This window comes from Paraburkholderia sp. AV2 (assembly GCF_054968425.1).
Genome location: NZ_JBANLK010000010.1, coordinates 123680 through 148499, shown reverse-complemented (window position 1 = coordinate 148499; position 24820 = coordinate 123680). Strand labels below are relative to the sequence as shown.

At 63.4% G+C, this 24820-nt stretch carries 29 protein-coding genes; 25 read left to right on the top strand and 4 right to left on the bottom strand.

Annotation, left to right across the window (positions count from 1 at the left end; all coding sequences use genetic code 11):
- On the top strand, positions 1-1284 hold a 1284-nt coding region (locus V8683_RS10520; RefSeq protein ID WP_462880628.1), incomplete at its 5' end, for a hypothetical protein.
- A gap of 178 nt (positions 1285-1462) precedes the next feature.
- Here the strand turns inward: V8683_RS10520 and V8683_RS10515 are convergent.
- The gene (locus V8683_RS10515; protein ID WP_411189689.1) at positions 1463-1798 is read right to left on the bottom strand and encodes a hypothetical protein; all 336 of its coding nucleotides are present in this window, start codon (positions 1796-1798) and stop codon (positions 1463-1465) included.
- A gap of 189 nt (positions 1799-1987) precedes the next feature.
- Here V8683_RS10515 and V8683_RS10510 point away from each other — a divergent pair, with 189 nt between their 5' ends.
- A complete protein-coding gene (locus V8683_RS10510) occupies positions 1988-2302 on the top strand; it encodes a DUF736 domain-containing protein (protein WP_411189688.1) in 315 nt (104 codons plus the stop codon).
- Positions 2303-2414: 112 nt separating this feature from the next.
- Here V8683_RS10510 and V8683_RS10505 read toward each other — a convergent pair whose 3' ends face one another.
- Positions 2415-3179 (bottom strand): hypothetical protein, encoded by a 765-nt coding sequence (locus tag V8683_RS10505; protein WP_411189687.1) that lies wholly within the window; start codon positions 3177-3179, stop codon positions 2415-2417.
- Positions 3148-3456, bottom strand: a complete 309-nt coding sequence (locus V8683_RS10500) for a helix-turn-helix domain-containing protein (RefSeq protein WP_411189686.1) — start codon at positions 3454-3456, stop codon at positions 3148-3150. Before V8683_RS10500 ends, V8683_RS10505 begins: the two co-directional genes overlap by 32 nt.
- Positions 3457-3774: 318 nt before the next feature.
- On the opposite strand from V8683_RS10500, the gene V8683_RS10495 reads away from it, so the two are divergent.
- The 13 genes from V8683_RS10495 (at position 3775) to V8683_RS10435 (ending at position 13827) form a co-directional block, all read left to right on the top strand.
- Positions 3775-4125 (top strand): DUF2958 domain-containing protein, encoded by a 351-nt coding sequence (locus V8683_RS10495; protein ID WP_411189685.1) that lies wholly within the window; start codon positions 3775-3777, stop codon positions 4123-4125.
- Between the two features lie 327 nt (positions 4126-4452).
- Positions 4453-5208, top strand: a complete 756-nt coding sequence (locus V8683_RS10490) for a DUF2285 domain-containing protein (RefSeq protein ID WP_411189684.1) — start codon at positions 4453-4455, stop codon at positions 5206-5208.
- Positions 5209-5333: 125 nt separating this feature from the next.
- Positions 5334-5615 carry a helix-turn-helix domain-containing protein gene (locus V8683_RS10485; RefSeq protein WP_411189683.1) on the top strand — a complete coding sequence of 94 codons (282 nt, stop codon included), beginning with the start codon at positions 5334-5336 and terminating at the stop codon, positions 5613-5615.
- Between the two features lie 14 nt (positions 5616-5629).
- Positions 5630-6496 carry a replication initiator protein A gene (locus V8683_RS10480; protein ID WP_411189682.1) on the top strand — a complete coding sequence of 289 codons (867 nt, stop codon included), beginning with the start codon at positions 5630-5632 and terminating at the stop codon, positions 6494-6496.
- Positions 6497-6719: 223 nt separating this feature from the next.
- Positions 6720-7358, top strand: coding sequence for a ParA family partition ATPase (gene parA, locus V8683_RS10475; protein WP_411190552.1), 639 nt, complete (start codon positions 6720-6722; stop codon positions 7356-7358).
- Complete coding sequence (locus V8683_RS10470) at positions 7355-7606, top strand: chromosome partitioning protein ParB (protein ID WP_411189681.1); 252 nt, start codon at positions 7355-7357, stop codon at positions 7604-7606. Before parA ends, V8683_RS10470 begins: the two co-directional genes overlap by 4 nt.
- On the top strand, positions 7603-8136 hold the full coding sequence (locus V8683_RS10465; protein ID WP_411189680.1) for a DUF2840 domain-containing protein: 534 nt from the start codon (positions 7603-7605) through the stop codon (positions 8134-8136). The genes V8683_RS10470 and V8683_RS10465 overlap by 4 nt, the downstream gene beginning before the upstream one ends.
- Entirely contained in the window at positions 8133-8720 is a 588-nt protein-coding gene (locus V8683_RS10460; RefSeq protein ID WP_411189679.1) for a S26 family signal peptidase, read from the top strand. The genes V8683_RS10465 and V8683_RS10460 overlap by 4 nt, the downstream gene beginning before the upstream one ends.
- Entirely contained in the window at positions 8717-9160 is a 444-nt protein-coding gene (locus V8683_RS10455; RefSeq protein WP_411189678.1) for a hypothetical protein, read from the top strand. Before V8683_RS10460 ends, V8683_RS10455 begins: the two co-directional genes overlap by 4 nt.
- Complete coding sequence (locus V8683_RS10450; protein ID WP_411189677.1) at positions 9157-11112, top strand: DUF3363 domain-containing protein; 1956 nt, start codon at positions 9157-9159, stop codon at positions 11110-11112. Before V8683_RS10455 ends, V8683_RS10450 begins: the two co-directional genes overlap by 4 nt.
- Before the next feature lie 115 nt (positions 11113-11227).
- Entirely contained in the window at positions 11228-12214 is a 987-nt protein-coding gene (locus V8683_RS10445) for an oxidoreductase (RefSeq protein ID WP_411189676.1), read from the top strand.
- A 185-nt stretch (positions 12215-12399) separates the two neighbouring features.
- Positions 12400-13167 (top strand): SDR family NAD(P)-dependent oxidoreductase, encoded by a 768-nt coding sequence (locus V8683_RS10440; protein WP_411189675.1) that lies wholly within the window; start codon positions 12400-12402, stop codon positions 13165-13167.
- 51 nt (positions 13168-13218) lie between these two features.
- On the top strand, positions 13219-13827 hold the full coding sequence (locus V8683_RS10435) for a nuclear transport factor 2 family protein (RefSeq protein ID WP_411189674.1): 609 nt from the start codon (positions 13219-13221) through the stop codon (positions 13825-13827).
- A 47-nt stretch (positions 13828-13874) separates the two neighbouring features.
- Here the strand turns inward: V8683_RS10435 and V8683_RS10430 are convergent, their stop codons facing one another.
- Complete coding sequence (locus V8683_RS10430; RefSeq protein ID WP_411189673.1) at positions 13875-14828, bottom strand: AraC family transcriptional regulator; 954 nt, start codon at positions 14826-14828, stop codon at positions 13875-13877.
- 219 nt (positions 14829-15047) lie between these two features.
- Here V8683_RS10430 and V8683_RS10425 point away from each other — a divergent pair, with 219 nt between their 5' ends.
- The 10 genes from V8683_RS10425 to trbJ all read left to right on the top strand — a co-directional run bounded on the left by V8683_RS10425 (position 15048) and on the right by trbJ (position 24814).
- The gene (locus tag V8683_RS10425) at positions 15048-16040 is read left to right on the top strand and encodes an aldo/keto reductase (RefSeq protein ID WP_411189672.1); all 993 of its coding nucleotides are present in this window, start codon (positions 15048-15050) and stop codon (positions 16038-16040) included.
- 41 nt (positions 16041-16081) lie between these two features.
- Positions 16082-17026, top strand: a complete 945-nt coding sequence (locus V8683_RS10420; protein WP_411190551.1) for a LysR family transcriptional regulator — start codon at positions 16082-16084, stop codon at positions 17024-17026.
- Entirely contained in the window at positions 17023-17271 is a 249-nt protein-coding gene (locus V8683_RS10415; protein WP_411189671.1) for an EexN family lipoprotein, read from the top strand. The genes V8683_RS10420 and V8683_RS10415 overlap by 4 nt, the downstream gene beginning before the upstream one ends.
- Before the next feature lie 222 nt (positions 17272-17493).
- On the top strand, positions 17494-19497 hold the full coding sequence (locus V8683_RS10410) for a conjugal transfer protein TraG (RefSeq protein ID WP_411189670.1): 2004 nt from the start codon (positions 17494-17496) through the stop codon (positions 19495-19497).
- The gene (locus tag V8683_RS10405) at positions 19494-19958 is read left to right on the top strand and encodes a CopG family transcriptional regulator (protein WP_411189669.1); all 465 of its coding nucleotides are present in this window, start codon (positions 19494-19496) and stop codon (positions 19956-19958) included. Before V8683_RS10410 ends, V8683_RS10405 begins: the two co-directional genes overlap by 4 nt.
- On the top strand, positions 19955-20983 hold the full coding sequence (trbB, locus tag V8683_RS10400; protein ID WP_411189668.1) for a P-type conjugative transfer ATPase TrbB: 1029 nt from the start codon (positions 19955-19957) through the stop codon (positions 20981-20983). Before V8683_RS10405 ends, trbB begins: the two co-directional genes overlap by 4 nt.
- A complete protein-coding gene (locus tag V8683_RS10395) occupies positions 20980-21363 on the top strand; it encodes a TrbC/VirB2 family type IV secretion system protein (protein WP_134972227.1) in 384 nt (127 codons plus the stop codon). The genes trbB and V8683_RS10395 overlap by 4 nt, the downstream gene beginning before the upstream one ends.
- Positions 21360-21623 (top strand): VirB3 family type IV secretion system protein, encoded by a 264-nt coding sequence (locus tag V8683_RS10390; RefSeq protein ID WP_411189667.1) that lies wholly within the window; start codon positions 21360-21362, stop codon positions 21621-21623. The genes V8683_RS10395 and V8683_RS10390 overlap by 4 nt, the downstream gene beginning before the upstream one ends.
- A gap of 15 nt (positions 21624-21638) precedes the next feature.
- Positions 21639-24089 (top strand): conjugal transfer protein TrbE, encoded by a 2451-nt coding sequence (gene trbE / locus V8683_RS10385; protein WP_411189666.1) that lies wholly within the window; start codon positions 21639-21641, stop codon positions 24087-24089.
- Complete coding sequence (trbJ, locus tag V8683_RS10380) at positions 24086-24814, top strand: P-type conjugative transfer protein TrbJ (protein ID WP_411189665.1); 729 nt, start codon at positions 24086-24088, stop codon at positions 24812-24814. Before trbE ends, trbJ begins: the two co-directional genes overlap by 4 nt.
- Positions 24815-24820 lie beyond the last annotated feature (6 nt).

Below are 24820 nucleotides of genomic sequence, written 5' to 3'. Positions count from 1 at the left end.
CGCGGCAGGTCTGCCGCGCCCGGTTTCAGCGTCCACAGCAAAATCGCCCCGTCGCCGCCTTCGGCCAAGCGGCGACGAGGCGAACGTACAAAGTGCTTTGCTCGCGGCACGGAAAAACCGGCTCCAGCTCCAAGGATTGCAGTCGTAAGATTGCATGTCTTCGTTGCCGCACCGAAACGCATGAAATACTCAAAATCTCTTGCTCTATACAATTTCGATCATGGCTTCGACAGGCCGGGAACGATTCGCTTCGGCTTGTTTGAGATAAAAATATCTCAAACGAATATCCTATCTGCGTCCAAATTATCACGTCGCGCCACTACTGGTTTTACGTGGAGCCCGCAGGGCAATCCCATCGTCTCAAAAACCTCGGCTAAAGTTGGGAAAATATCAAAGACGGCAACCGTCCGACGAGTTTATTCGACAAGCGATACCGTTCCGCAATCCAGTAGTTCTATTGATCCCTCTGAGGTTGGTGATCTTTGCCTGCTGTTGTCGTTCTTAACAGGTCGCCGAGTTTTTCAAAATACGGAATTGAGTGGTCTTGAAGGGGGTTGGTACGGCGAGCCGGTTGTTGGTCGAAATTACTTTCTCACCCTTGGCTCTAGTTCGCCTGATATGGGTTCGCTTCAGCGAGAAGACTTGTTTCCTATTCTATGGGCAATGGTTAATTCCAACTCGACAAACGACATGATTGGGAAAATATGCTACGCAAGTGCTTCGCTAGATTCCATTTCAACCAGGTGGTTCAAGAGCGAAGGGCAGGGCTATAGCAAAGACGAGCGTGCGGCCATTGATGGAGTGCGAAAAAAAGTTGAAGCAGTCATTCGCAGTGATCTTGGGGATTCGCCAATTGCAGGCGATGCCTTGCCAAGAGTTTCTGGAATTTTCACGCCATCAGCATTGATGAAGCTTCGGTGTTTTCTGACTGCCCAAGGGTTCCTGTCGAGCGAACCATGTAAGGATGAAATGGATCGACTAAGGCTTTTGAACTCAATACGAAACCGTGTGGTTCATTCGGCAGATATTCCATCGGATATACACAAAGACTTCAATCGCCGAGGCGAAATTGCCGCGAGCGTACTCGCGATTATTGGTGAGATATGCTCAGTCTATATCTCTAAAGTTGCTGGGATTGGTGATTTTCAGATCAATAAATCAAAAGAAGATATTTTGGCGTTCTTTAAGTCTGGGATCTTTAGAGGGCACAAGGTTTTTGATGAGGATTACGAAACCTTTTCCGCCAGACTTGAAGCAAGTTGGTTGAATGGAAACGGCATCTAGCCTGACATCTTTCCATCCGGGGGCGTGACGGCGTTACCGCCGTCGGGCTTTCGGGCTACGCCCCGTGCCGTCTTCGTCGTCACGGCCATTCGGCTTTAATCCCTCACGCCTGCGGCGCTTCGCTTGCCATGAAGGCTCAGACCAACTACCACCGGCGCAATAGGCGGGGCTTGTGGGGCTACGCCCCGGCTTGCTGCGACAGGTTGTGCGAAAACGTGCCGTCCTCGACGCTGGCGGTTCGCCTGTTCGTCACGAAGGACGGTTCACCGACACGCCGTTCGGCCTTGCCTATGGAGCTTCCACGCCGCGCTTCACGCACGAGGCCGCCTGCGGCGGCAGGGGCATTCTCGTCTTTGTCGTTGGTGTTGGCCTTGCCCGCGTCAGGGCACGAGCCAGTGCAGCCGTCATGCGCGGATGCCGAGGTCGGCCATATCTCCTTTCGGGAGCGGGCGGCCACTGCGTCCTTGGCTTGTCGTGAATCCTGGCGAGGGCACGGCTGCGCCTTGGGCTTCATGGCCGCAACCTTCCAGCGAAAACAATTTCCCCGCCGCTACGCGGCTTCCTCTCGGGACAAATTCTTTTCGCTTCCAGGTTCTCCACTGCGTTTCGACCGCAAGCGGTGCGACCCGCCCATCCCCCGTCGGCCGGTTCACAACAAGGACGCACTGGCGCGACCTTGTTCAACCCGAAAGGAGAAAACATCATGGCTAACATCGGCACCTTCACCGCAGAGAAAGACGGCTTCACCGGCACGCTCCGCACCCTGACGCTCAATGTCAAGGTCAAGCTGGTTCCCAACGACAAGGGCGACAAGGAGAACGCCCCCGACTTCCGCCTTCAGGCGGCCGGCCACGACATCGGCGCGGCGTGGAAGAAGACCAGCGAGGCCGGGCGGGATTACCTGTCCGTGACCCTCGACGATCCTTCGTTCCCGGCAACGGTCTATGCCCGCCTGATCGAAAGCGAGAACGGCACGCACGACCTGATCTGGTCGCGCAGCAAGCCACAGGCGGCCTGACGGCCGCCCACGGCGCCCCGCTCATTGCGACGGGGCGCCGTGCTGCTGACGCAGCACGTCACGCAGCGTTGCTGCCTTCAACCTCTTTTAGACATTTGTCGGCTAAAGCTGACTACGAAATATCGACGGCAAGAACGCAAACGGATATTCGCTTGTCAGGGAATCCATACTTGCCAGCCGGATAGTCTGTATTAATCAAGGCAGTCGATCTCAACGACATTTCTGCGCCGGCGGCAAACACGGCTTCCTTTTCATGGCCGAGATTTGTGCCTTTCCGCTTGTAAGCGAAGACCTTGGTACTCGGGGTGGTCGCTCTTAACACGAGCAAGTCAATCCGTCCCGCGTCATATCCTTTGCCCCTGTGGTCTGCGTTGCGCAAAGCAACTTGGGGACAAAATGAGGTGGAAAGTGGACGATCTGCAACCACACGATTACCACCGGGCCACAACCCTGCGTGGAAAAGGCATTGGCCTTCGCTGAGCACATGGCCGACCGCTTCTATCTCTGCGGAAACCTGCTCGAAATCGCAGTGCGGGTAAGACTTCTGATACTTGGAAAGTTCGCTGGGTGTCTTGGATGGCATAGCTTGCCCCCAAGATTTGTATGCGGCGTTGTTGTCCAAAACACCGTCGATATAGTTTTCAAGACCATTGTCAGCGCCGACCTTTGCCATGTAAGTGGCAGCGTCGTAAGCATTAGCGATGGATGCTATCAACCCAACTTTGACACGCAGGTGGAAATTTCCTGCTGCCTGGATTTCTTCAAGCGTGGCATCTCTCGTTTCCCAAGCTTCGTAGGGAGGGGAAAACGTATCTACAAGGGGTAGGCTCATCAACAGTGTTTTTTCAACGGTTCTTCTGACGAGGTTGTACGCCACTTTGCGCGATGACTTCTAGCTCCTGTCGCACCTGCGACAGAAGTTCGTCAGTCTTGCGAGCGCTGTCGCCGGCGTAGGCTAATGTCAGCAGCGTGAGCGGATGCACTTCCATGACCTCGCACAGCTCGGTTAGCTTGTGCATGGTCGGGCTTTTCTGGTCGCGCTCCAGCGAACTCATGTAGGTGCGGCTGGACACGTCGGAGAACGCTTCCTGGCTCAAGCCGCGCGCTTTCCTGACCGTCCTGATCGCCTTTGCCAATGAGTGCTTAGCCGCCACCGATGGTTTCCCTGAGAAAACCAAGATGACAGCCGATTGCGCCCTATAGGACTACAATCTATAGTGTTCATTTGGCGATGTTGATTTCCGTATTCGTGTCTTTACGGAAATCCGCATCGGCAGATTCCGACAGAATCGGGGAACCGCATCCGTGTCTTTCCTGACCCGCACAATGCCGCTTCTGCGTTTCCGTGCTTGTACGGATTCGACAGCTTGCGCCTTCGTGCTTCCGCACGAAAACACGCATCCGCTTCGACGCTTCCGCGTCTTGTCGGCAAAGCGCATCCGTGCATCGTCGGTTTCGTGGGATTTCCGGCCATGACCCAGCCGCTCGTCACCGTCGAACAGCGCGCGCAACTGCTCGCCGTCGGCGAGGCACGCGCGGCCGGTCAAGGCATCGACCCGTTGCCGGTCGTGCGATTGTTCACCCCGGACGCGCACGCGGCCTGGCTGCTGGCCGCGCTTGACCCCGCGGATGGCGATACCGCTTGGGGGCTGATCGACATCGGCATCGGAATGCCGGCGCTGGGGACGGTCAAGCTGTCCGACCTGGCCGGCATCGTCGGGCCGCAGCACCAGCCCATCCAGCGCGACGTGTATTTCCACGCCGCGCGGCCGCTATCGGAATACGTGCTACTCGCGCAGCGCGATGGTTCCATTCCCGACTAATTGGGGCGCATTGTGTCGTTCTCGATCTGGCACAAGACGGCGACGGTCTTAATCGGAACTCTTGCACCAAGCGGGTGCGGGCATGACCGAAAAAGACATGATGCACGACGCGACTTGCGGCAGGGTACCCGATGCTGCGCGCCATTCTCGTGCTGCGCAGTCGTCGCACTCGGACGACTTATGCAAGGCTTCGGAGCTATTCGGTCTTGACACCCCTCATTACAGTTTGAGTCTACGTCTACTTTGATGGCGCTTTGATGTTGCTGATGCCATAGCTCCCGTTTTCAACGCCCGTGGCGACGTTCCTGTTGAACAGGAGGCCGCGTCATGGCTGATCGAAGCACCGACACTTGGTATCCCACCGCCGCGTACCTGTACGTGCTGCATCTCGATGGCCCTGCGCTGGCCTGGGAGTACCTGCGCCGGCATCCCGACTACCGGCGCGACTGGCTGCACCGTCGCCGACAGCCAGAGGCGGCGCAGGCTTGGGGCCTGCGCCTGCTGGAAGACCCGGTGCTGGATGCGCGCGACGCACATCCGGCCTGGTTCCCCGATCACGACGGCGTGCTCCAACTCTACCCGGATGCCGACCCGCCGCCGGAGGCCAATGCCTTCGAGTTTTGGCGCATCCCCGGCCGCAAGCACCTGATCCACGATGGCAAGCGCCTCGTGCTGACCGCACACTGGCCCGGCTGCTGCGTGCGGCTCGCCCTCGCGCCGGGCCTGGCCGATGGCATGGCCTACCTCTACGCCGTCCGCGCGTGCGCCGCGGCTTGCGCGAGCTACCGCACGATCACGGCTGAACTGGACAAGCTGGCGATGGTGGACGCGGCCGTGCCTGCGGCAGCGGCCCGCTCGCGGCCCACACCCGCCGCGCTGCTGGAACTGCACACCTTGCAGGCGCTCGACGCGACCCTCGCGGGTGCGTCCTTGCGCGAAACCGCCGAAGGGCTGTTCGGCACCGAAGCCGTGGCCGCCGGCTGGTATGCAGACGGCGGCCTGCGCTCGCGCGTGCGCCGCCTCGTGCGTCGCGGCCGATCGCTGATGCGCGGCGGCTACCGCCGCCTTGCACAGATCGAATGACGTGGAGAGGGTCGCTTTGCCTTCGCTGCAAAACGACCCTCTGCGCAACGCATCGCTATCTTGAGACTGCCTCCATCCGGCTGCGCTGGTGCCGCCGGCGCTTCTCACCGATGGAGGTTCACTCGATGCGACCCGCACCCTTGCGGCCTGCTGCCGCTGCCGTCACCACGCCCGCACAACCCCAACGCTACCTCACCAACGACGAAGCCGCCGAGTACCTGCGGCTGTCGCCGCGCACGCTCGAAAAACAGCGCGTGATCGGCGGCGGGCCGAAGTTCCGCAAGTTCGGCCGCCGCGTCATGTACGCGGTGGCCGACCTCGATACCTGGGCCGACCAGCACAGTTTCGAGGCCACGTCCGACCCCGAATATGCCGAGCATCACTCGGCCGACAGCCGTGCGCGCTGATCGGTGGCTCGCCGGTGGCCGTCGTCACGTCCAGCCCATCGCGGGAGCGGGAACAGCTCGACCTGTTCCGCGCGCTGCCGGGCGACGGCTTGGCGCCGCGCGACAGCCAGGACTTGATGGCCTTTCCGTTCTTCTCGCTGGCGAAGTCGCGGCGCACGGCGCCGATCGACTTCCGCAGCGGGAACGTCACGATCCGCGTAGAGGGCACGCAGGAACACGGCATCGCCACGATTTGGGATGCGGACGTGCTGATATGGGCGGCTTCGCAGATCGTGGAAGCGCGCGACGCGGGCCTGCGGCCGTCGCGCCTGATGCACGCCACGCCCTACGAGATCCTGCGCTTCATCGGGCGCGGCGTGTCGCTGCGCGACTACCAGCGCCTCAAGGCGGCGCTCGACCGGCTGCAATCGACGACCGTGGCGACTTCCATCCGCGAAACGACCGGGCGGCGTCTGCATCGCTTCTCGTGGATCAACGAGTGGAAGGAACTGGCCGACGCCCGCGGCACGCCGCTGGGCATCGAGCTGATCCTGCCGGACTGGTTCTATGCCGGCGTGCTCGACGCCGCGCTGGTGCTGACCATCGACCCGGCGTACTTCCGTCTCACCGGCGGCATCGAGCGGTGGCTGTACCGGCTGGTGCGCAAGCACGGCGGCAAGCAGCCCGGCGGCTGGCAATTCGACTTCCGGCACCTGCACCGCAAGTCGGGCAGCACGGCGAAGCCCTACGACTTCGCCTGCGACTTGCGCGCGCTGGTCGCGCGGCAATCGTTGCCCGGCTACGTGCTCGGCATCGAGCGGATGCCGGGCAGCAACGCCGAACTGCTGACCTTCCGGCCCGTGCTGCACACGGCACGGGGACAACTGCGGGACAAGCTGTGAATGGCCTCGTGCTATCAGGCGTGCCCGGACTCGTGCTATCGGGCGTGTTCCTATCGTGCTATCAGGCGTGCGAAATCGCCGCAAAGCCAATAGCGGCGCGGGTTTCGGCAGTCTCTAACTCTCCTAACTCAAGAAACCTAACTCTTGGTAAGAGCGCGCCGTTTCGGTGGACAACCACGAAACGGCACGCTCCGGCCGGCCTTCCAACCGCGAGGGCCGCGCCATGATCGTTGCGCTGCTCAACCAGAAAGGCGGCGTCGGCAAGACCACGCTCGCCACGCACGTCGCCGGCGAACTGGCGATGCGCGGGCAGTCGGTCATCCTGCTGGATGCCGACCCGCAAGGCTCGGCGCTGGACTGGACGCAGCGCAGAAGCCAGCAAGGCTTGCCACGGCTGTTCAGCGCCGTGGGCCTCGCCCGCGAGACGCTGCACCAGGAGGCGCCGGAGCTGGCCCGCCGCGCCGATCACGTCGTCATCGACGGCCCGCCGCGCATCGCCGCTTTGGCGCGCTCCGCGCTGCTGGCGGCAGAGCGCGTGCTGATTCCCGTGCAGCCCAGCCCCTACGACTTGTGGGCGTCGTCGGAGATGGTCGCGCTGATCCGCGAGGCGCAGGTGTTCCGGCCTGCGCTGCGCGCGGCGTTCGTCGTCAACCGGCGCATCAGCACCACCATCATCGGCCGCGAGGCACGCGGCGCGCTCGCCGAGCAACCGCTGCCGGTGCTGCGCTCGGAAGTGCATCAGCGCATCGTGTTCGCTGACAGCGTGGCCGCTGGCCGGCTCGCACGCGAGACGGCACCGGACAGCGCCGCCGCGCGCGAGATCACCGCACTCACCGACGAGCTGCTGCGGTGGCCGACATGAGCCAGCGCAACGGCAAACGCATCGGCATCGGCGCACGTCCGCCGGCGAATCCGCACGCCGAAGCGTGGATTCGCCAGGGCGACGCCGATGCGCTCAACAAGGGCGACCGCTACACCGCGCGCCTGACCCTCGACATCACGCCCGCGATGCGGGCGCGCATCAAGGTGTCTGCGTTCACGCAGGGCGTGACGGTGGCCGAACTGCTACGCGCACTGCTCGAACGCGAGTTCCCGGAGAAAACCCCATGAACGCATCCGCTCTGGCGGCCACGGCTGCGCCGCCGCCATCGCTTGCGGTGTTCGCCGGCCAAGCCGGCATCGCACCGCTGACGCGCGTCTCGCTCGCCTATATCGAGCAGCGCATCGACGTGTATCTGCGCTTCGGCGAGCCGGCGCGCATCATCCTGCTCGACCGCTGGCGGCGCGTCGCCGTGTTCCTGCCGGGCGCCATGTTCTGCCGCATCCGCTGGCACGCCAACGATTACGGCACGATCCGCTGGCAGCTCATGGTGATGCAGGCTTGCACGCCACTGGACGCGGCGCAGCGCATCCCCGGCGTACTGCCGTGCGCGCGCCTGCTGTTGCACGCCGAAGGCGAACCCGCCGTGCGCGCCGTGCTGGCGCAACTCGACGCCATCGAGGCGCAAGGCATCGCGCCCGCCGATGCGTCGCCCGCGTACTGGCGCACGCTCGGCAACCGGCTCGCTGCGCGCTTGCCGTTGCCGCCGTACACCGCCGAGCGGCACGCCGCTTGGTTGGCCGGGAAGGCGCTGCCATGAGGACCATTCCCGCACCTGTCGTCCCGCCGCGTCCTCGCTCGCGCGGGCGCGCTCGCATCGTCGTGGCGACACTGGCGGCCATCGGCTTCGCTGCGCTGGCCTGGGCGTCCTTCGTGTCGCCGCTGCCGCGCCTGACCTACAACCCGTCCGACAGCGTAGCGGTCGGCTGGTATCGCATCGACCCGTTCGATCCGCGTACCACCTCGCTGCCACGTCCGTTGTCCGTGGACAGCATCGTGCTGGTGCCGCTGCCAGCCGAAGCCGGTACGCTCGCAGCGCAACGCGGCTACCTGCCGGTGCGCGTACCGCTGCTCAAGCGCGTGGGTGCGATTGCGCCGCAGGAGGTGTGCATCGCGGGCGGCATCGTCCGCATCGACGGCGTGCCTTCGGCCGCCGTGCTGCGTACCGACCGGCTGGGCCGGCCGCTGCCATCCTGGCAACAGTGCCGCCGCCTCGAAGCGGGCGAACTGTTCCTGTTGAGCGTGACCAATCCGGCGTCGTTCGACAGTCGCTATTTCGGCCCGGTCAACGCATCCACCGTGATCGGTGTCGCGCATCCGGTCTGGCTGGAGACACGCCGATGATGGCCGCCGATTCGCTGCGCTTCATCGTGCCATCCGGCGTGTCGTCCTGCTTGCCGTCGCCGTGTCGTCGCGCGTGTCGTGCAAGCGCATCCGCGTTGCACGTCGCGCAACATCCGGCGACGCTTTCCCCCGTGCAGGCATCTTGCCTTGAACGCGCCCGGCTGATGGCCGTGGCGGCGTTCCCCGGCGCGCAGGCTGCAAGCAGCACTGCGCCGCCGGGCCGCCGATGCCTGAAGCGTCAGCGTAGGGCAAAGGCGGAAGGCAAGATAAAAGCTCGCGGCACATGGCCGCTCGAAAACCTTGTCTGCACATGGGGGGAGCGCGGCACGCGCCACGGGGCGGCAGCGTGCCGCGAAGGTGCGCAACGCCGCATCGGCGTTGACGAAAGCGCGTGCTTCGTCCGCTGGACTGCGCTGGTCTTGGATGGAGCCACGCCATGAGCCAGCGTGACGACGACCGTTTCCGCGTTCGACCTGGTGCGCCCAAGCAGCGTGGCGATGCCTTCGTCAACAAGGTGCTGCGCCAAGCCAACAAGGCCGGCGCCAAGCTCGGCAAGGCGGCGGGCAAGGTCGGCCAGCGCCCCGGTTCCCGGTTGGGCCGCGGCCACGTTGCCGCGCGCTTCGCGGGCCGAGGACTTGGGGCCAACGCCCGGCGCGTCATGATCAAGGCAAGGCTGGTCAATCTGGCGCAGGCGGGGCCGCGCTCGACCGCCGCGCACTTGCGCTACATCGAGCGCGAAGGCGTCGATCGCCAAGGCGGGCCGGGCCATGCCTACGGGCCGATGACCGATGATGCCGACCTCGAAGCGTTCAAGGAGCGCGGCGAAGGCGACCGGCATCAGTTCCGGTTCATCGTCTCGCCGGAGGATGCCGAACAGCTCGACGACCTGCGCACCTACACCCGGCACCTGATGGCGCGCATGGAGGCCGACTTGGGCACGCGGTTGGAATGGGTTGCGGTCGATCACTGGAACACCGACAACCCGCACACACATGTCGTCCTACGCGGTAAGGATGACACCGGCAAAGACCTCATCATTTCCCGCGACTACATCGCCGAGGGGATGCGACGCCGGGCGTCGGAACTGGCTACGGAATGGATGGGGCCACGTACCGAGCTGGAGATGCAGCGCGCCATGCAGCGCGAAGTCGATCAAGAGCGGTGGACGGGTCTGGATCGCACCTTGCAGCGCGAGGCCGGCGACGATGGCCTGGTGCGCGTCGAACGCTTCGTCGAACCCCGGCTGCAACGTCAGCGGCAGGCGCTGATCGGCCGCCTGCAACGCTTGCAGCGTATGGGCCTGGCGACCGAGCAGCAGGCCGGCACATGGGCTATCCATGCCGAGGCTGAGCCGACGCTGCAGGCGATGGGCGAGCGCGGCGACATCATCCGCACCATGCAACGTGCCATGAGCGGCAAGCAGCGCGAACTGGCCGTGTTCCAGCCCGGCGAGGATGGCCGTGCCATCGTCGGCCGCGTCGCCGGCAAGGGGCTGGCTGACGAGCTGTACGACAAAGGCTATCTGATCGTCGATGGCACAGACGGCAAGGCGCACTACATCACGTTGCCGCCGCGCGCCGAGCTGGAGCAGTACCCGACCGGCGCCGTGGTGGAAGTCAAAGGTGCGGCCGACGTGCGCGCTGCCGACCGCAACATCGCCACGCTGGCCGTCGATGGCGTGTACCGCACCGATCATCACTTGGCCGTGGCGCAAGGACAGGCCATGCCCGGCCGCGACCCGCACGAGGTCGTGGCCGGGCACGTGCGGCGGCTCGAAGCCCTGCGCCGCGCCGGCATCGTGGAGCGCGAGGCCGAAGGCGTCTGGCGCGTCCCCGGCGACCTGGCCGAACGAGGCCGCCAATACGACGCGCAGCGGCTCGGCGGCGGCGTGGCGGTGGAACTGAAATCTCACCTGCCCATCGAGCGGCAGGCGCGTGTAGTCGGTGCCACCTGGCTCGACCAGCAGTTGATCGGCGGCAAGGGATTGGGCGACCTGGGCTTTGGGGCCGAGGTCAAGGATGCGCTACGCCAACGCGCGGACTTCTTGGCCGAACAGGGGCTGGCCGAGCATCGCGGGCAGCGTGTCGTTCTCGCGCGAAACCTGCTGGCGACGCTGCGCGGGCGCGAGCTGGTGAAGGCCGCACAGGACATAGCCGCCGAAACCAGCCTGGAGCATCGGCCCGTAGCCGACGGGCAGCGCGTGGCCGGCATCTACCGGCGCTCCGTCATGCTCGCCAGCGGGTGCTACGCCATGCTCGATGACGGGATGGGCTTCTCGCTGGTGCCTTGGAGGCCGGTAATCGAACAGCGGCTGGGGCAGCAGCTCGCCGCGACGGTCCGCGGCGGAGGCGTGTCTTGGGAGATTGGGCGACAACGTGGGCCACAGCTCTAGCTCGATCTCCCATCCGCCAAAAATGGGACGATTGCGCAAATAAAAGGTACTTATAAGCATTAAGTGTTCGGCGGCTTCGATGTACCTTAGCTGAAGTTTCATAGGAGGGCTTCCCTTGGCTTCAGCGCAAAAACCTCTTGGCTCCGGCTTCGGCCCCGCCTCAACCGCAGACGATGTTCTGCGTGGGATCAACCTTGCCGGTAAGACCGCTATTGTCACCGGTGGCTATTCCGGCATTGGACTGCCGACGGCCGAAGCACTTGCCACGGCGGGCGCGACTGTCATCGTTCCCGCTCGTGACATAGGCAAAGCGATGGCGGCTTTGCGCCATGTATCAGGGGTTTCAGTCGAACCGATGGATCTGCAAGATCCGGCTTCGATTGACGCTTTTGCCAAGAGAGTGCTTTCGCGTAATTCCGCAGTGCATATTCTGGTCAACAGCGCGGGCATCATGGCGAACCCGTTGACGCGGGATTCTCGCGGGTATGAGTCACAGTTCAGTACGAACCACTTGGGGCATTACCAACTGGCCTGTCGTTTGTGGCCGGCGCTCGTCAAAGCGCAAGGTGCGCGCGTGGTTGCTGTCTCCTCGCAAGGCCACCACTTTTCATCAGTTGATCTAAACGATCCGAATTTCGAGCATCTGAAATACGATCCTTGGGTTGCTTATGGGCAATCCAAAACGGCCAACGTCTTATTCGCCGTTGAACTTGATCGCAGAGGAGCGCATCAGGGTGTACGAGCCTTTGCGGTTCATCCTGGTCGGATTCTGACCGACATCGCGCGCTTTATGTCCGCAGAGGAAATTATCGCATCTGGCATCGCTGACGCGGAAGGTAATGCCATTGTCGATCCTGCTCAAGGAATGAAGAACCCGCAACAAGGTGCAGCAACCAGTGTCTGGTGTGCAACCAGTCCGCAACTTGACGGCATGGGTGGCTTGTATTGCGAGGATTGCGATGTGGCCGAGCCGCGAGTAGGTCACCCAATCGTTGCAGGTGTGAACCCTTGGGCTATCGACCACGATACGGCCCGAAAGCTGTGGGCATTAAGCGAGCAGCTAACCGCAGTCAGCCTTGAAGATGCCGAGAACAACTTATAAGGATCGAGCATTCGGCACGTTGCCAGTTGCTGCATAAACAAACGGCAACCTATATGCCGCAAATTCGATGGCTGTTCTGGTTGTTAACGGCTCCTATCAGAACAACTCCATTCGTGCTGCGTGTTGAATGATCTTTATCGAATAGCTGGTGTCGGTCACTTTCACACCATAGAAGGAAATACGTTATGACGAGACTTTTTGAGGGCAAGACGATTTTTGTCACAGGCGGCGGCACCGGCATCGGCCAGGCTACTGCTTTTGCCTTCGCGGCCGAGGGCGCCACTGTTACGATCGCGGGCCGTAGCGAAAACACGCTGCGCGATACCGTCTCGGAGATCGTAGCCCAAGGGGGAAAAGCGCGCTATGCCATTTGCGATGTCACCAATGAAGCGGCAGTGCAAGCCGCGGTGGCTGTCGCCATCGGCGAGAGCGGCCGACTAGACGTAGCCGTGAACAGCGCAGGCATCGACGGTGGCAACCAGACCTACCCGACGGCCGAATACCCGAACGAGATTTTCGAGGACATGCTCGCGGTCAACGTGCGAGGCATGTTCTATTCGATGAAGCACGAACTGGTGCAGATGGTTCGGCAAGGCTTCGGTTCGATCATCAACATTTCCTCTGGTGCGGGTCTTATCGGCCAGCCCGGCTACGTGGGCTATTCCACCTCCAAGACTGCGGAACTCGGGCTTACGCGCAGCGCGGCCCTTGACTATGCCTCGAAAGGCATTCGCATCAACGTGGTGTGCCCGGCGCTGGTCAATACCCCGCTTATCGCAAAGATGACCGAGGAAAATCCCGAACTGCGCAAGGTGCTGGTTGCCGCACACCCCATCGGCCGAATCGCCGAGCCGTCGGAGATCGCCGATGCCGTGCTGTGGCTCGGATCGGACAAATCGAGCTTCGTCACCGGCATCGCACTGCCTGTCGATGGCGGCTACACGGCTCAGTGATACGGCAGACCCACCCGAAATCCTCGCACACTAATGAGAGTGGATCACAAGATGTTCTATACACGTCATGCAGGGCGTTACCTTCTGTCAAAGGCCGTGCTCGTACTGCTTGTCTGGAGCGCGGCGGCGGCACCGTCGTTTGCCGGGCCGACTGACGATTCCGGCTTTCAAGCCTCTTTGCAAGGAAATGCCATGAGCAAGACAACTCTTACCGGCGAGGCAGCCGATCGCCTGGCTATCCGCGAACTGATTGACGCGTGGGCACATGACGCCGATCGCAAATTGCCGGCTGCACAGGCGGCGCTGTTCACGGATGACGGTGTGGTCGAAGTCTATATGTCGGAACCCGGCAAAGACAGCAAGCCGGCGCAGGTGCTGCACGGTCGAAAGGAGATCGAAACCGGCATTGGCGACGCGCTGAAGAAATATGCCGTGACCATGCACGTCAACGGCCAGAGCACGGTTCAGATCAATGGTGACCATGCAACCAACGAGAGCTATACGCTCGCGCACCACTTCTGGACCGAGAACGGAAAGCGAATGTTGTTGGTGATGGGCATTCGTTACTACGACACCATCGTTCGCAAGGATGGTCATTGGCTATTCGCCGAACGCAAGCTCATCATCGACTGGACGGATAGCCGCCCGTCCACGCCCTGATTTATAGAAAATCACGGTACGCTCAACACCGTTGCCGCCCCAACAGCCTAGTTCGCTTGCCGCTGTTGTGCAGCGGCTTCTTTGATCGCCTGGGAGCGATAGCGTTTGGGGGCAATCCCAACGATACGCTTGAAAGCATTGCTGAATGCACTCTCTGACGTATAGCCCAGCGACAGAGCCAGATCCGAAAGTGGATCGTCTTTTTCGATCAGGGCACGCACGGCGAGACGCATACGCCATTGGGCAAGATAAGTCAGTGGGGCGACACCGACCAGTTCCTTGAAGCGAAGCGCGAAGTTAGTTCTCGACATGGCTGCTGCTTTTGCGAGGTCTTCCAGTACCCACGGATGAGACGGGTCGCCGTGCATAAGTCGGAGTACGGTTGTAATGCGCTTATCTCGTAGTGCCTGTAACCAACCCGGAGGCGTTGCGCCTTCGGCGTCGAGATGGCCGCGAAGGATGTGCACCAGCATCAGTTGGGCGAGTTGGGAGGAAGCCAGCATGGTGCCGGGGCGCTCCGTGGTCATCTCGCCAATCAGTTGATGGAGCATCCATTGCAGTGCCGATGCCCCGGTGGCATTCGCATGCAAATGAATCAGCGGCGGCAGGGCGTCGAGCAACAGATTCGCGCAGGTATCGTCCAGTTCGAGGTGCCCACCGATGTTGTAGAACTCGTCGGCCCCGTTCCACTTCGCGATGCCATCGGCTTCCACGTCGGCAAACACGGTCTCCGAGGGCGTGGGTTCGATGTCCAACTCGCTGGACATGATCAATGCATGGCGTCCATTCAACAGAATGACGTCGCCCGTCTCCAGGCGCACGGGGGGCAAGTCCAGCCCTTCCAGTCTCAGCCAGCAGGCGCCTTCCACGATTGCAGCGAACTTCGCAGCATCCGGCACCGGGAAGCGGATTGCCCACGCCCCACCGGCCCAAAAGTCGCCTGACAAGATGTGTCTGGCCCGAACCAGCGTGAGGATTTCAGATAAAGGATCGACTCGCATTTTGGGATTATTGCGCAGATTTTTGGCACTAACAAGTATTAATGATTCTAGATTTGGCTCGTAGACTGTTTAAGTCTTGGTAGGCCGATGGGTCTTTGATGCCACTCCGGGATGTCGTGAAGGCGCAGCCGGGGGAACACGACATTCCGTTGGATTCCTCTGCGATCGGCCAACTTTGCACGGGCGCAACACCACCTGATTTGATGACTGGAGTTCAAGATGAAAATGCGAGCACTTGGCCGTAGCGGCCTGACCGTTTCCGAAATCGGCCTCGGTTGCATGGGGATGAATTCGGTTTATGGCGAAGCGAAAGACAAGGGCGAGATGATTGCGCTCATTCGCTACGCCGTGGAGCGTGGCGTGACGTTGTTCGACACCGCCGAGGTCTATGGCCCGAAGATCAACGAAGAATTAGTCGGTGAAGCACTGGAACCCGTGCGGGATCAGGTGACGATCGCCACCAAGTTCGGGTTTGACCTCGACCCCAACGGAGGGCCAGTTCCGCTTGGCCTGAATAGTCGTCCCGATCACATCAAAGCGACTGCGGATGCTGCGCTCAAGCGCCTGCGCACGGACCACATCGACCTTTTCTATCAGCACCGAGTCGATCCCTCCGTTCCCATCGAAGATGTTGCTGGTGCTGTGGGTGATCTGGTCAAGGCAGGTAAGGTTCGATATTTCGGTCTGTCCGAGGCGGGTATCGATACGATCCGTCGCGCACATGCAGTTCATCCGGTGGCGGCGCTGGAAACGGAATATTCGCTGTGGGCACGCGAGCCGGAACATGAACTGTTATCGGTGCTGGAAGAGCTGGGTATCGGTTTCGTCGCCTACAGCCCCTTGGGGCGTGGTTTCCTGACGGGTTCGATGACGCCGGATAGCAAGTTCGACAGCAACGACTTCCGCAGCGCGCTGCCGCGGTTCCAGCCCGACGCGATGCGCAAGAACATGGCGCTGGTGGAAACGCTGAAACAGATCGCGGCTGGCAAGGGCGTCACGCCCGCGCAACTGGCGGTGGCATGGGTGCTCACGCAACGGCCGTGGATTGTTCCGATCCCCGGAACCACCAAGCAATCACGCCTGGACGAAAACATTCAGGCAGCGGCAATTTCCCTCGGAACAGACGAACTCAAGGCCATCGAATCCGTTGCGTCGTCGCAGATTGAAGGCGACCGCTACTTCGCTGCGGAAATGACGAATCTGAATCGATAAATACACTTCCGGACAATTACCTACACCAAGGAGGCATCGTGATGGAGCTACGTCATCTACGCTGCTTCCTTGCGGTCGCCGAAGAATTGCATTTCGCGCGAGCCGCGGAGCGACTGCACATTGAACAGTCGCCGCTATCGCGCGCGATCAAGGAGCTGGAAGAAGACCTTGGCGTCCAGCTCTTTGTGCGCACCACGCGCAGTACTCGCCTGACTCGTGCAGGTACCTTATTCCTGGAGCATGTGCCGCGCGTGTTCACCGTGTTGCAGCAGGCGCGCGACAGTGTGAGGGCTGCCGCCAACGGCTTTCATGGTCAGTTGCGTGTTGCGCTTTCGGACGGCATCCCGCCGTCGCGCTTCTCGACTTTCCTGGCGTTGTGCCGCCAAGAGGAGCCGGAGATCGAGATACGCCTGTCCGAAGTTCCATTAGCACAGCAGATCAAGGGATTGCACGAAGACTTGTACGACGTAGGGTTCGCACGGTCGGATGAAGTCGGCGATGGCATCATTGCCGAATCCGTCTGGACCGATCCCCTGGTGGTGGCGGTTCCTGCTCGTCATCCTCTGCTGAAATACAAGCGTATCCCTCTGGAGGAACTGCTGCGTTATCCGTTGGTTCTTGGAGATCCGCAAATGTGCGAAGGCTATGTGCGCCAGATAGAGCGCGTGCTGCGGAAGGCCGACCAAGAGCCGTTGATCGCCGAACGAGTGGTTTCCACCGATCTGATGATGGCTCTGGTTGCCGCTGGCTTCGCTTTGGGATTGGCTGGCGCCTCGCAAATCGCCAACAGCCGCGAACCAGGCGTGGTAGCTCGGCCTCTAGCTGGCCGAATGCCAATATTGACCACGTATCTGCTGCGCTTGGACAACGAGCCAACCGAGGCACTGGCTCGCTTTGTCGAAAGGATAAGCGCCATTGAGTTGCCTCTTGCGAAGAAGCCTGCTGCACTACCTGACCTCGATGCTTCGGAGGAAATCGAATCGTGAACAGGATCACATTGTTTACGCTCGCCGTGGCGCTGACCGCCTGCGGCAAGGCTCCCCCAACCGAGACGGTGGAGGCTCTTGCAGCCAATCCAGCACGGTTGAAAGAGTTGCGCGAGCAGTGCAAGACGGATCGCGCCAAGCTGGGCGACGAACTCTGCAATCGCGTCGCCGAGGCGACGAATCGGCGCTTCTTCGGTGACGGTAAGACGCCGTACACCCCGCCGAAGGAACAGCCGAAGTTCTGAATCGTTACCGATTCGCACGAAACTTCGATTTCCTAACTCAATACGCCGTAGTGCGCCGCCGCTCGCGGCGTTTTCCCATCGTTCGCCCCTGCGCGAAATCTTGCTTTTTCCGCGATATTTCTTCCGATAACGGTCTTTGACCGACCCTCGACCTGACTCCGATCCTCGTGTGTACGGCACGCCCTTGTGCCGCGTGTCGCACAGGAGAGATCGGAGGCCGAGATGCAAGGTCAAGGAGTGCTGTTCGGGCAGATCGCCGTGGTATTCGGCATCGTGTTCGCCGGCGTGTGGGCAGCCACACAATGGACAGCAGCCGCCCTGGGCTACCAGCTACGCCTTGGCTCGCCCTGGTTCGATTGCTTCGGAATGCCGGTCTATCACCCTTGGCAACTGTTCCCGTGGTGGTTCGCCTACGATGCCTACGCGCCTCGCATTTTCAACATCGGTGGTGCGATAGCTGGCGGTAGCGGACTCGTGGCCGTGGCGGTTGCCATCGTCCTATCGGTGTGGCGCTCGCGGCAATCGAAGCTGGTCACGACCTACGGCTCGGCACGTTGGGCCATAGCCGCTGACATTCGCAAGGCCGGCCTCGACAGGCCGGCCGGCGTGTTCCTTGGACTGCACCGCGGCCAATATCTGCGGCACGAAGGCCCGGAACACGTCCTGACCTTCGCCCCCACGCGCTCCGGCAAGGGCGTCGGCCTGGTGGTGCCGACATTGTTGAGCTGGCCGGCGTCCACCGTCGTCCACGACATCAAAGGCGAGAACTGGCAGATCACCGCCGGCTGGCGTTCGCGCTTCTCGCACTGCCTGCTGTTCAACCCGACCGATGCAAAGTCGGCGGCATACAACCCGCTGCTGGAGGTGCGGCGCGGCGTGCATGAAGTGCGCGACGTACAGAACATCGCGGACATTCTGGTCGATCCAGAAGGTGCGCTCGAACGCCGCAATCATTGGGAGAAGACTTCGCACGCGCTGCTGGTCGGCGCCATCTTGCATGTGCTGTACGCGGGCGAGGACAAGACACTGCGCGGCGTCGCCAATTTCCTCAGTGATCCCGCGTGCCCGTTCGAGCTGACGCTGCACCGGATGATGACGACGCGCCACCTGGACGACGTGCCGCATCCCGTCGTCGCGTCAGCGGCGCGCGAGGTGTTGAACAAGTCGGACAACGAGCGGTCGGGCGTGCTGTCCACCGCCATGTCGTTCCTCGGCCTGTACCGCGATCCCACGGTGGCTGAAGTCACGTCGCGTTGCGACTGGCGCATCGCCGACCTGATCGCGTCCGAGCATCCCGTCTCGCTGTACCTGGTCGTGCCGCCGTCGGACATCAGCCGCACGAAGCCGCTGGTGCGCCTGATCCTCAACCAGATCGGCCGACGCCTGGCCGAATCGCTCGACGGCAGCGACGGCATCGCACGCCGTCACAAGCTGCTGTTGATGCTCGACGAGTTCCCCGCCTTGGGTCGGCTCGACTTCTTCGAGACGGCGCTGGCGTTCATGGCCGGCTACGGCATCCGCAGTTTCCTCATCGCGCAGTCGCTCAACCAGATCGACAAAGCCTACGGCCAGAACCACTCCATCCTTGACAACTGCCATGTGCGCGTGACGTTCGCCACCAACGACGAACGCACTGCCAAGCGCATCTCCGAAACGCTCGGCACCGCGACCGAGCTGCGCGCGCAGCGCAACTACGCCGGCCACCGGCTCGCGCCGTGGCTGGGCCACCTGATGGTGTCGCGCCAGGAAACCGCGCGTCCGCTGCTGACGCCGGGCGAAGTGATGCAGCTTCCGCCGGACGACGCCGTGGTGATGGTGTCCAGCGTGGCACCGATCCGCGCGAAGAAACTGCGCTACTACGCCGACGCCAATTTCAAGCGCCGCGTGTTGCCGCCACCGGCGCTTGCCGCCGGGCGCTATGCCGACGCACCGCCCCTGCGGCCGGACGACTGGAGCGGGCTGGCTATTCCTGCCGTTCCAGCCGTGCCCGCGACCGTGGGCCTTGCTGCCATCGACACGGGCAACACGGATGACGGCGGCCCGCGCCGGCAGCCGGAGCTATCCGAAGTCGCCGCCTACGACCCCGAACAAGAGCCCGCCGACAACGACCTGGCGCTGCTCGATGACGACGACCTGCCGTTGCCGCTTCCTCGCCAACTCGATCCGGCCATGCAACGCACGGCTCGGCTGGCGTCCCTCGACCAACAGGACGGGATCGAGCTATGAGCCAGTACCGCCTCAACCTGTTCATTCCGCACGAGCACGCCAAGCGCCTCGACGAACTGGCCGCGAAGAAAGGCGTATCGAAGTCGTCCATCGTCGCGGCGGCGCTTTCATCGTGGCTGTCACCCGATGCGGGCGACCAGCGCGAGGCCGCCATCGCCAAGCGGCTCGACCGGCTGACGCGCCAGTTCGAGAAGCTGGAGCGTGACCAGAACATCGAAATCGAGACGCTGGCGCTATTCGTCCGCTACTTCCTGACGGTCAGCACGCCGGTTCCCGAAGCCCACCAGGACGCGGCACGCGCGCAGGGCAAGGCGCGCTTCGAGCAGTTCGTCGAACAACTCGGCCGCCACCTGATGCGGGGGCGCAGTCTTGTGCGCGACGTGGTGGAGGAACTAAGCCCCGACACCGCGCGACTGGACGACGCGGCGGCGCTGGCCGAAGCGCAGGAGCGTGCCACATGAGCGCGCAGCCGCAATCCTTCGCCACCACCTCGCTCGACCGGCGCATCCGCATGTTGCGCACGGCGATGGGGCCGCTGATCGCCGCCGCGCTCGACGACCCCGACGTGGTGGAAATCATGCTCAACCCCGACCGCACGCTTTGGGTCGATCGCCTGTCGTCGGGGCGCGCCCCGATGGGCGCAGAGCTGTCCGAGGAAGATGGCGAACGCATCATCCGCTTGGTCGCTGCGCACGTCGGCGCGGAAGTGCATCGCGGTCAGCCGCTCTTGACCGCCGAGCTGCCGGAAACCGGCGAACGCTTCGAGGGCATCCTGCCGCCGGCCGCACCAGGGCCGGCCTTCGCGCTGCGCAAGCGCGCTGTTGGCGTCATTCCGCTGGATCGCTACGTCACCGATGGAATGATGAGCGTCGAGCAGGCCGCGTTCCTGCGCGACGCAATACGCGAGCGTCAGAACATCCTCATCGCCGGCGGCACCAGCACCGGCAAGACCACGCTCGCCAATGCTTTGCTCGCCGAGATCGCCGCCACTGGCGATCGCGTGCTCGTGCTCGAAGACACCATCGAACTGCAATGCACGGCACGCGACCACGTTCCGCTGCGCACGCGCGCCGGCGTCGTGTCGATGACCGAGCTGGTACGCGCCACGATGCGCCTGCGTCCCGACCGCGTGATCGTCGGCGAGGTACGCGGCGGCGAGGCGCTGGATCTCATCAAGGTGTGGGGCACCGGCCATCCCGGCGGCATCGCCACGATCCACGCCGGTTCCGCACCGGGCGCGCTGCTGCGCCTGGAGCAACTGATCCTTGAAGTCGCGGTGAACCCGCCGCGGGCGCTGGTCGCCGAAGCGGTCAACGTCGTCATCCACATCGCCGGCCGCGGCCGGCGCCGTCGCATCGAAAGCATCGCCCGCGTCCTCGGCTTCGACGGCGTGGGCTACCGCCTCGCGGACGCGCTGGAGCCATCGCCGCATCCGGAGCTGCCGCTGTCTTTCCCGTCCCCCAACCACCTTGGAGAACTGCCATGACGCAGATGCACGCCACTGCTTTCCGCTTTTCCGTAAATCCGGCTTCGTTCCTTGCGCGCCTGCGCCGCTTGGCCGGGCCGGCGCACCACGGCCTGCTGTCTGCGGCCGTCATGCTGATGACGGCCGGCACGGCAAGGGCAGCCGGTTCCTCCATGCCCTGGGAAGGCCCGCTCGAATCCATCCTGGAGTCGATCCAAGGGCCGGTCGCGCGCATCGTCGCCGTCATCATCATCATCGCCACCGGCCTCGCGCTGGCGTTCGGCGACACGTCGGGCGGCTTCCGCAAGCTCATCCAGATCGTGTTCGGTCTGTCCATCGCGTTCGCGGCGTCGAGCTTCTTCCTTTCGTTCTTCAGCTTCTCCGGCGGTGCCGTCGTATGAGCACCGACCTGCCGGGCTTCGAGGTGCCGCTGCATCGCTCGCTCACCGAGCCGATCCTGCTGGGCGGCGCGCCGCGCACGGTGGCGATTGCCAACGGCACGCTGGCCGCCGCCGTCGGCTTGGGCCTGCAACTCTGGATTCCCGGCGTCGTGCTCTGGATCGTGGGCCATTCGCTGGCGGTGTGGGGTGCGCGCGTCGATCCGCAGTTCATGCAGGTGTTCGCCAAGCACCTCAAGCACAAGCCGCTGCTGGACGTGTGACGGGAGGACACCGCGATGCTCAACCTCGCCGAATACCGCCAGCGTCCGGCCTTGCTCGCCGATTGGCTGCCGTGGGCCGGCCTGGTCGCGCCCGGCGTCGTGCTGAACAAGGATGGTTCGTTCCAGCGCACGGCGCAGTTCCGCGGCCCCGATCTCGACAGCGCGACGCAAGGCGAGCTGATCGCCACCACCGCGCGCCTGAACAACGCGCTGCGCCGGCTCGGCGCCGGTTGGGCGCTGTTCGTCGAAGCCGAGCGCCGGCCGGCCGCGGACTATCCGCATTCGGCGTTTCCCGAGCCGCTGTCGTGGCTGGTGGACGAAGAACGCCGCGCCACCTTCGAGGAATCGGGCAACCACTTCGAGAGCGGCTACCACCTGACGCTGCAATACCTGCCGCCGGAGGAATCCCGCGCCCGCGCGGCCAAGCTGCTGTACGAGAACACGCCGACCGTTGGTGTGGACTGGCACGAACGCCTGACCGCATTCGTCGCGGAAACCGGCCGCATCTTCGACTTGCTCGACGGCGTGATGCCGGAAATCGACTGGCTCGATGACGCCGAAACGCTGACCTATCTGCACGCAACCGTCTCGACGCGGCGCTATCGCGTCGGCGTGCCGGCCGTGCCGTTCCACCTCGACGCGCTGCTGGCCGACATGCCGCTGATCGGCGGCCTCGCGCCAATGCTGGGCGACGCACACCTGCGCGTCGTGACCGTGCGCGGATTCCCGACTACGACCTGGCCGGGCATTCTGGACGACCTCAACCGGCTGGGTTTCGCCTACCGCTGGAGCACGCGCTTTCTCTGCATGGACAAGGCCGAAGCCGAAAAGGAACTCGGCCGCCTGCGCCGCCAGTGGTTCGCCAAGCGCAAGAACGTCCTGGCCCTGCTGCGCGAAACGATCTTCCAGCAGGAATCGCCGCTCGTCGATACCGACGCCAGCAACAAGGCGGCCGACGCCGACGCCGCGATGCAGGAGCTGGGCAGCGATCAAGTTGCCTTCGGCTTCGTCACCGCGACCGTGACGGTGCTCGATGCCGACGCCGACACGGCCGACGAGAAGCTGCGCATGGTGGAGCGCGCGATTCAGGGCCGGGGCTTCGTGACCGTCCCTGAAACCCTCAACTCCGTGGAGGCGTGGCTGTCGTCGATTCCCGGCAACGCCTACGCCAACGTGCGTCAGCCCATCGTTTCCACGCTGAACCTGGCGCATCTGATGCCGGTGTCGGCGGTGTGGGCCGGGCCGGAGAAGAACGACCACCTCGACGGCCCGCCGTTGATCGTCACGCGCACCGAAGGCGCCACGCCGTTCCGGCTGGTGACGCACATCGGCGACGTGGGGCACACGCTGATCGCCGGCCCGACCGGCATGGGCAAGTCCGTCCTGCTCGCCACACTGGCGATGCAGTTCCGGCGTTACCCCGGCTCGCGCATCTTTGCGTTCGACATGGGCCGCTCGATGCGCGCGACGGCGCTGGGCCTGCGCGGCGAACACTACGACCTCGGCGCCGATGGCGCGATCGCGTTCCAGCCGCTCGCGCGCATCGACCACGAGGGTTATCGCACCTGGGCAGCGGAATGGGTCGAAGGCCGCTTGTCGCACGAAGGCGTCGCCATCGGCCCCGACGAGAAGGCGGCCGTGTGGTCGGCGCTTGGCAGCCTCGCCGGCGCGCCGCTCGAACAGCGCACGCTCACGGGCCTGTCTGTGCTGCTGCAATCGAACGCGCTGCGCCAGGCGCTCGCGCCTTACGTGCTCGGTGGCGCACACGGCAAGCTGCTCGATGCCGACCGCGATCGGCTCGGCTCGGCCAATGTGCAGTGCTTCGAGATGGAGGAGCTGATGCACAGCAAGGCCGCGGTGCTGGCCGTGCTGGGCTATCTGTTCGCGCGCTTCGATGAGCGGTTCGACGGCGCGCCGACGCTGCTGATCCTCGACGAATCCTGGCTGTTCCTCGATGACCCGGTGTTCGCGGCGCGCATTCGCCAGTGGCTCAAGACGCTGCGCAAGAAGAACGTCAGCGTCATCTTCGCCACGCAGTCGCTCGCCGACATCAAGGATTCGACCATCGCGCCGGCGATCATCGAGAGCTGCGCCAGCCGCATCTTCCTGCCGAACCCGCAGGCGACCGAACCGCAGATTCGCGTGATTTACGAAGGCTTCGGCCTCAACAGCCGGCAAATCGAGATCGTCGCCACCGCGCAGCCCAAGCGCGACTACTACTACCAATCCCGCGCGGGCAATCGCCTGTTCGACCTCGACCTGGGGCCGGTCGCGCTCGCGTTCGCGGGTGCCTCGACGCCCCAAGACCAGCGCGCCATCGACGACGTGCTGACCGACGCCGGAGCGCCGGCCTTCGCCGGCGCCTGGCTGCGCCACCGCGGCCTCGATTGGGCGGCCGATTTGCTGCCGTCCGCGCCATCAGCCGCGTCCTTCCTCGCTCCCCAAACACAGGAGATTTCGCCATGAGGATTCGCCTTCTCGCCCTCGCTGTTGCTGCACTCATCGGCGTCATGCCCACCGCGCACGCGCAATGGGCCGTCATCGATGCGACCAACCTCGTGCAGAACACGCTGACTGCGGTTCGCACGCTGGAGCAGATCAACAACCAGGTCCGGCAACTCCAGAACCAAGCGCAGTCGCTGATAAATCAGGCGCGCAACCTGGAGAGTCTGCCGTTCAACGTCGTCAACCAGTTGCGCACGAACCTGGCGACCACCCAGCAGCTCATCGCACAGGCGCAAGGGCTGGCGTTCCAGGTGCAGAGCATGGACCAGCAATTCGCACGCCTGTACCCGGAGCAGTACGCCGCGACCGTCAGCGGCAATCAGATGTACCAGGATGCGCACCAGCGTTGGCAGAACACGCTCGAAGGCTTGCAGACCGCGATGCGGATGCAGGCGCAGGTGTCGCAGAACGTGACCCAAGACGAGAGCGTGCTGACCGATCTGGTCGGCCAGAGCCAGTCGGCCACGGGCGCCTTGCAGGCCATGCAGGCGACGAATCAGCTTCTCGCCTTACAAGCCAAGCAGTCCATCCAGACGCAGCAGCTCCAGCTCACGCAGGGGCGCGCGGTATCGCTGGAGCTGGCGCGGCAGGCAGCCGCCGTCGAGCGCGGCCGCGAAGTCACGCGGCGCTTCCTCGGCACCGGCACGGCGTACACGCCGCAGCCGGTGAACTTCTACGGCAACTGACGGGCA

Bases quoted from the DNA above. Each gene is read 5' to 3' on its own strand.
- V8683_RS10405 (WP_411189669.1), top strand. From the start codon at position 19,494: ATGAGCCAGTACCGCCTCAACCTGTTCATTCCGCACGAGCACGCCAAG.
- V8683_RS10495 (WP_411189685.1), top strand. From the start codon at position 3,775: ATGACCCAGCCGCTCGTCACCGTCGAACAGCGCGCGCAACTGCTCGCC.
- V8683_RS10455 (WP_411189678.1), top strand. From the start codon at position 8,717: ATGATGGCCGCCGATTCGCTGCGCTTCATCGTGCCATCCGGCGTGTCG.
- V8683_RS10440 (WP_411189675.1), top strand. From the start codon at position 12,400: ATGACGAGACTTTTTGAGGGCAAGACGATTTTTGTCACAGGCGGCGGC.
- V8683_RS10465 (WP_411189680.1), top strand. From the start codon at position 7,603: ATGAACGCATCCGCTCTGGCGGCCACGGCTGCGCCGCCGCCATCGCTT.
- V8683_RS10460 (WP_411189679.1), top strand. From the start codon at position 8,133: ATGAGGACCATTCCCGCACCTGTCGTCCCGCCGCGTCCTCGCTCGCGC.
- trbE (WP_411189666.1), top strand. From the start codon at position 21,639: ATGCTCAACCTCGCCGAATACCGCCAGCGTCCGGCCTTGCTCGCCGAT.
- V8683_RS10485 (WP_411189683.1), top strand. From the start codon at position 5,334: ATGCGACCCGCACCCTTGCGGCCTGCTGCCGCTGCCGTCACCACGCCC.
- V8683_RS10395 (WP_134972227.1), top strand. From the start codon at position 20,980: ATGACGCAGATGCACGCCACTGCTTTCCGCTTTTCCGTAAATCCGGCT.
- V8683_RS10470 (WP_411189681.1), top strand. From the start codon at position 7,355: ATGAGCCAGCGCAACGGCAAACGCATCGGCATCGGCGCACGTCCGCCG.
- V8683_RS10515 (WP_411189689.1), bottom strand. From the start codon at position 1,798: ATGAAGCCCAAGGCGCAGCCGTGCCCTCGCCAGGATTCACGACAAGCC.
- V8683_RS10435 (WP_411189674.1), top strand. From the start codon at position 13,219: ATGTTCTATACACGTCATGCAGGGCGTTACCTTCTGTCAAAGGCCGTG.
- V8683_RS10490 (WP_411189684.1), top strand. From the start codon at position 4,453: ATGGCTGATCGAAGCACCGACACTTGGTATCCCACCGCCGCGTACCTG.
- trbB (WP_411189668.1), top strand. From the start codon at position 19,955: ATGAGCGCGCAGCCGCAATCCTTCGCCACCACCTCGCTCGACCGGCGC.
- trbJ (WP_411189665.1), top strand. From the start codon at position 24,086: ATGAGGATTCGCCTTCTCGCCCTCGCTGTTGCTGCACTCATCGGCGTC.
- V8683_RS10510 (WP_411189688.1), top strand. From the start codon at position 1,988: ATGGCTAACATCGGCACCTTCACCGCAGAGAAAGACGGCTTCACCGGC.
- V8683_RS10450 (WP_411189677.1), top strand. From the start codon at position 9,157: ATGAGCCAGCGTGACGACGACCGTTTCCGCGTTCGACCTGGTGCGCCC.
- parA (WP_411190552.1), top strand. From the start codon at position 6,720: ATGATCGTTGCGCTGCTCAACCAGAAAGGCGGCGTCGGCAAGACCACG.
- V8683_RS10430 (WP_411189673.1), bottom strand. From the start codon at position 14,828: ATGCGAGTCGATCCTTTATCTGAAATCCTCACGCTGGTTCGGGCCAGA.
- V8683_RS10410 (WP_411189670.1), top strand. From the start codon at position 17,494: ATGCAAGGTCAAGGAGTGCTGTTCGGGCAGATCGCCGTGGTATTCGGC.
- V8683_RS10425 (WP_411189672.1), top strand. From the start codon at position 15,048: ATGAAAATGCGAGCACTTGGCCGTAGCGGCCTGACCGTTTCCGAAATC.
- V8683_RS10420 (WP_411190551.1), top strand. From the start codon at position 16,082: ATGGAGCTACGTCATCTACGCTGCTTCCTTGCGGTCGCCGAAGAATTG.
- V8683_RS10390 (WP_411189667.1), top strand. From the start codon at position 21,360: ATGAGCACCGACCTGCCGGGCTTCGAGGTGCCGCTGCATCGCTCGCTC.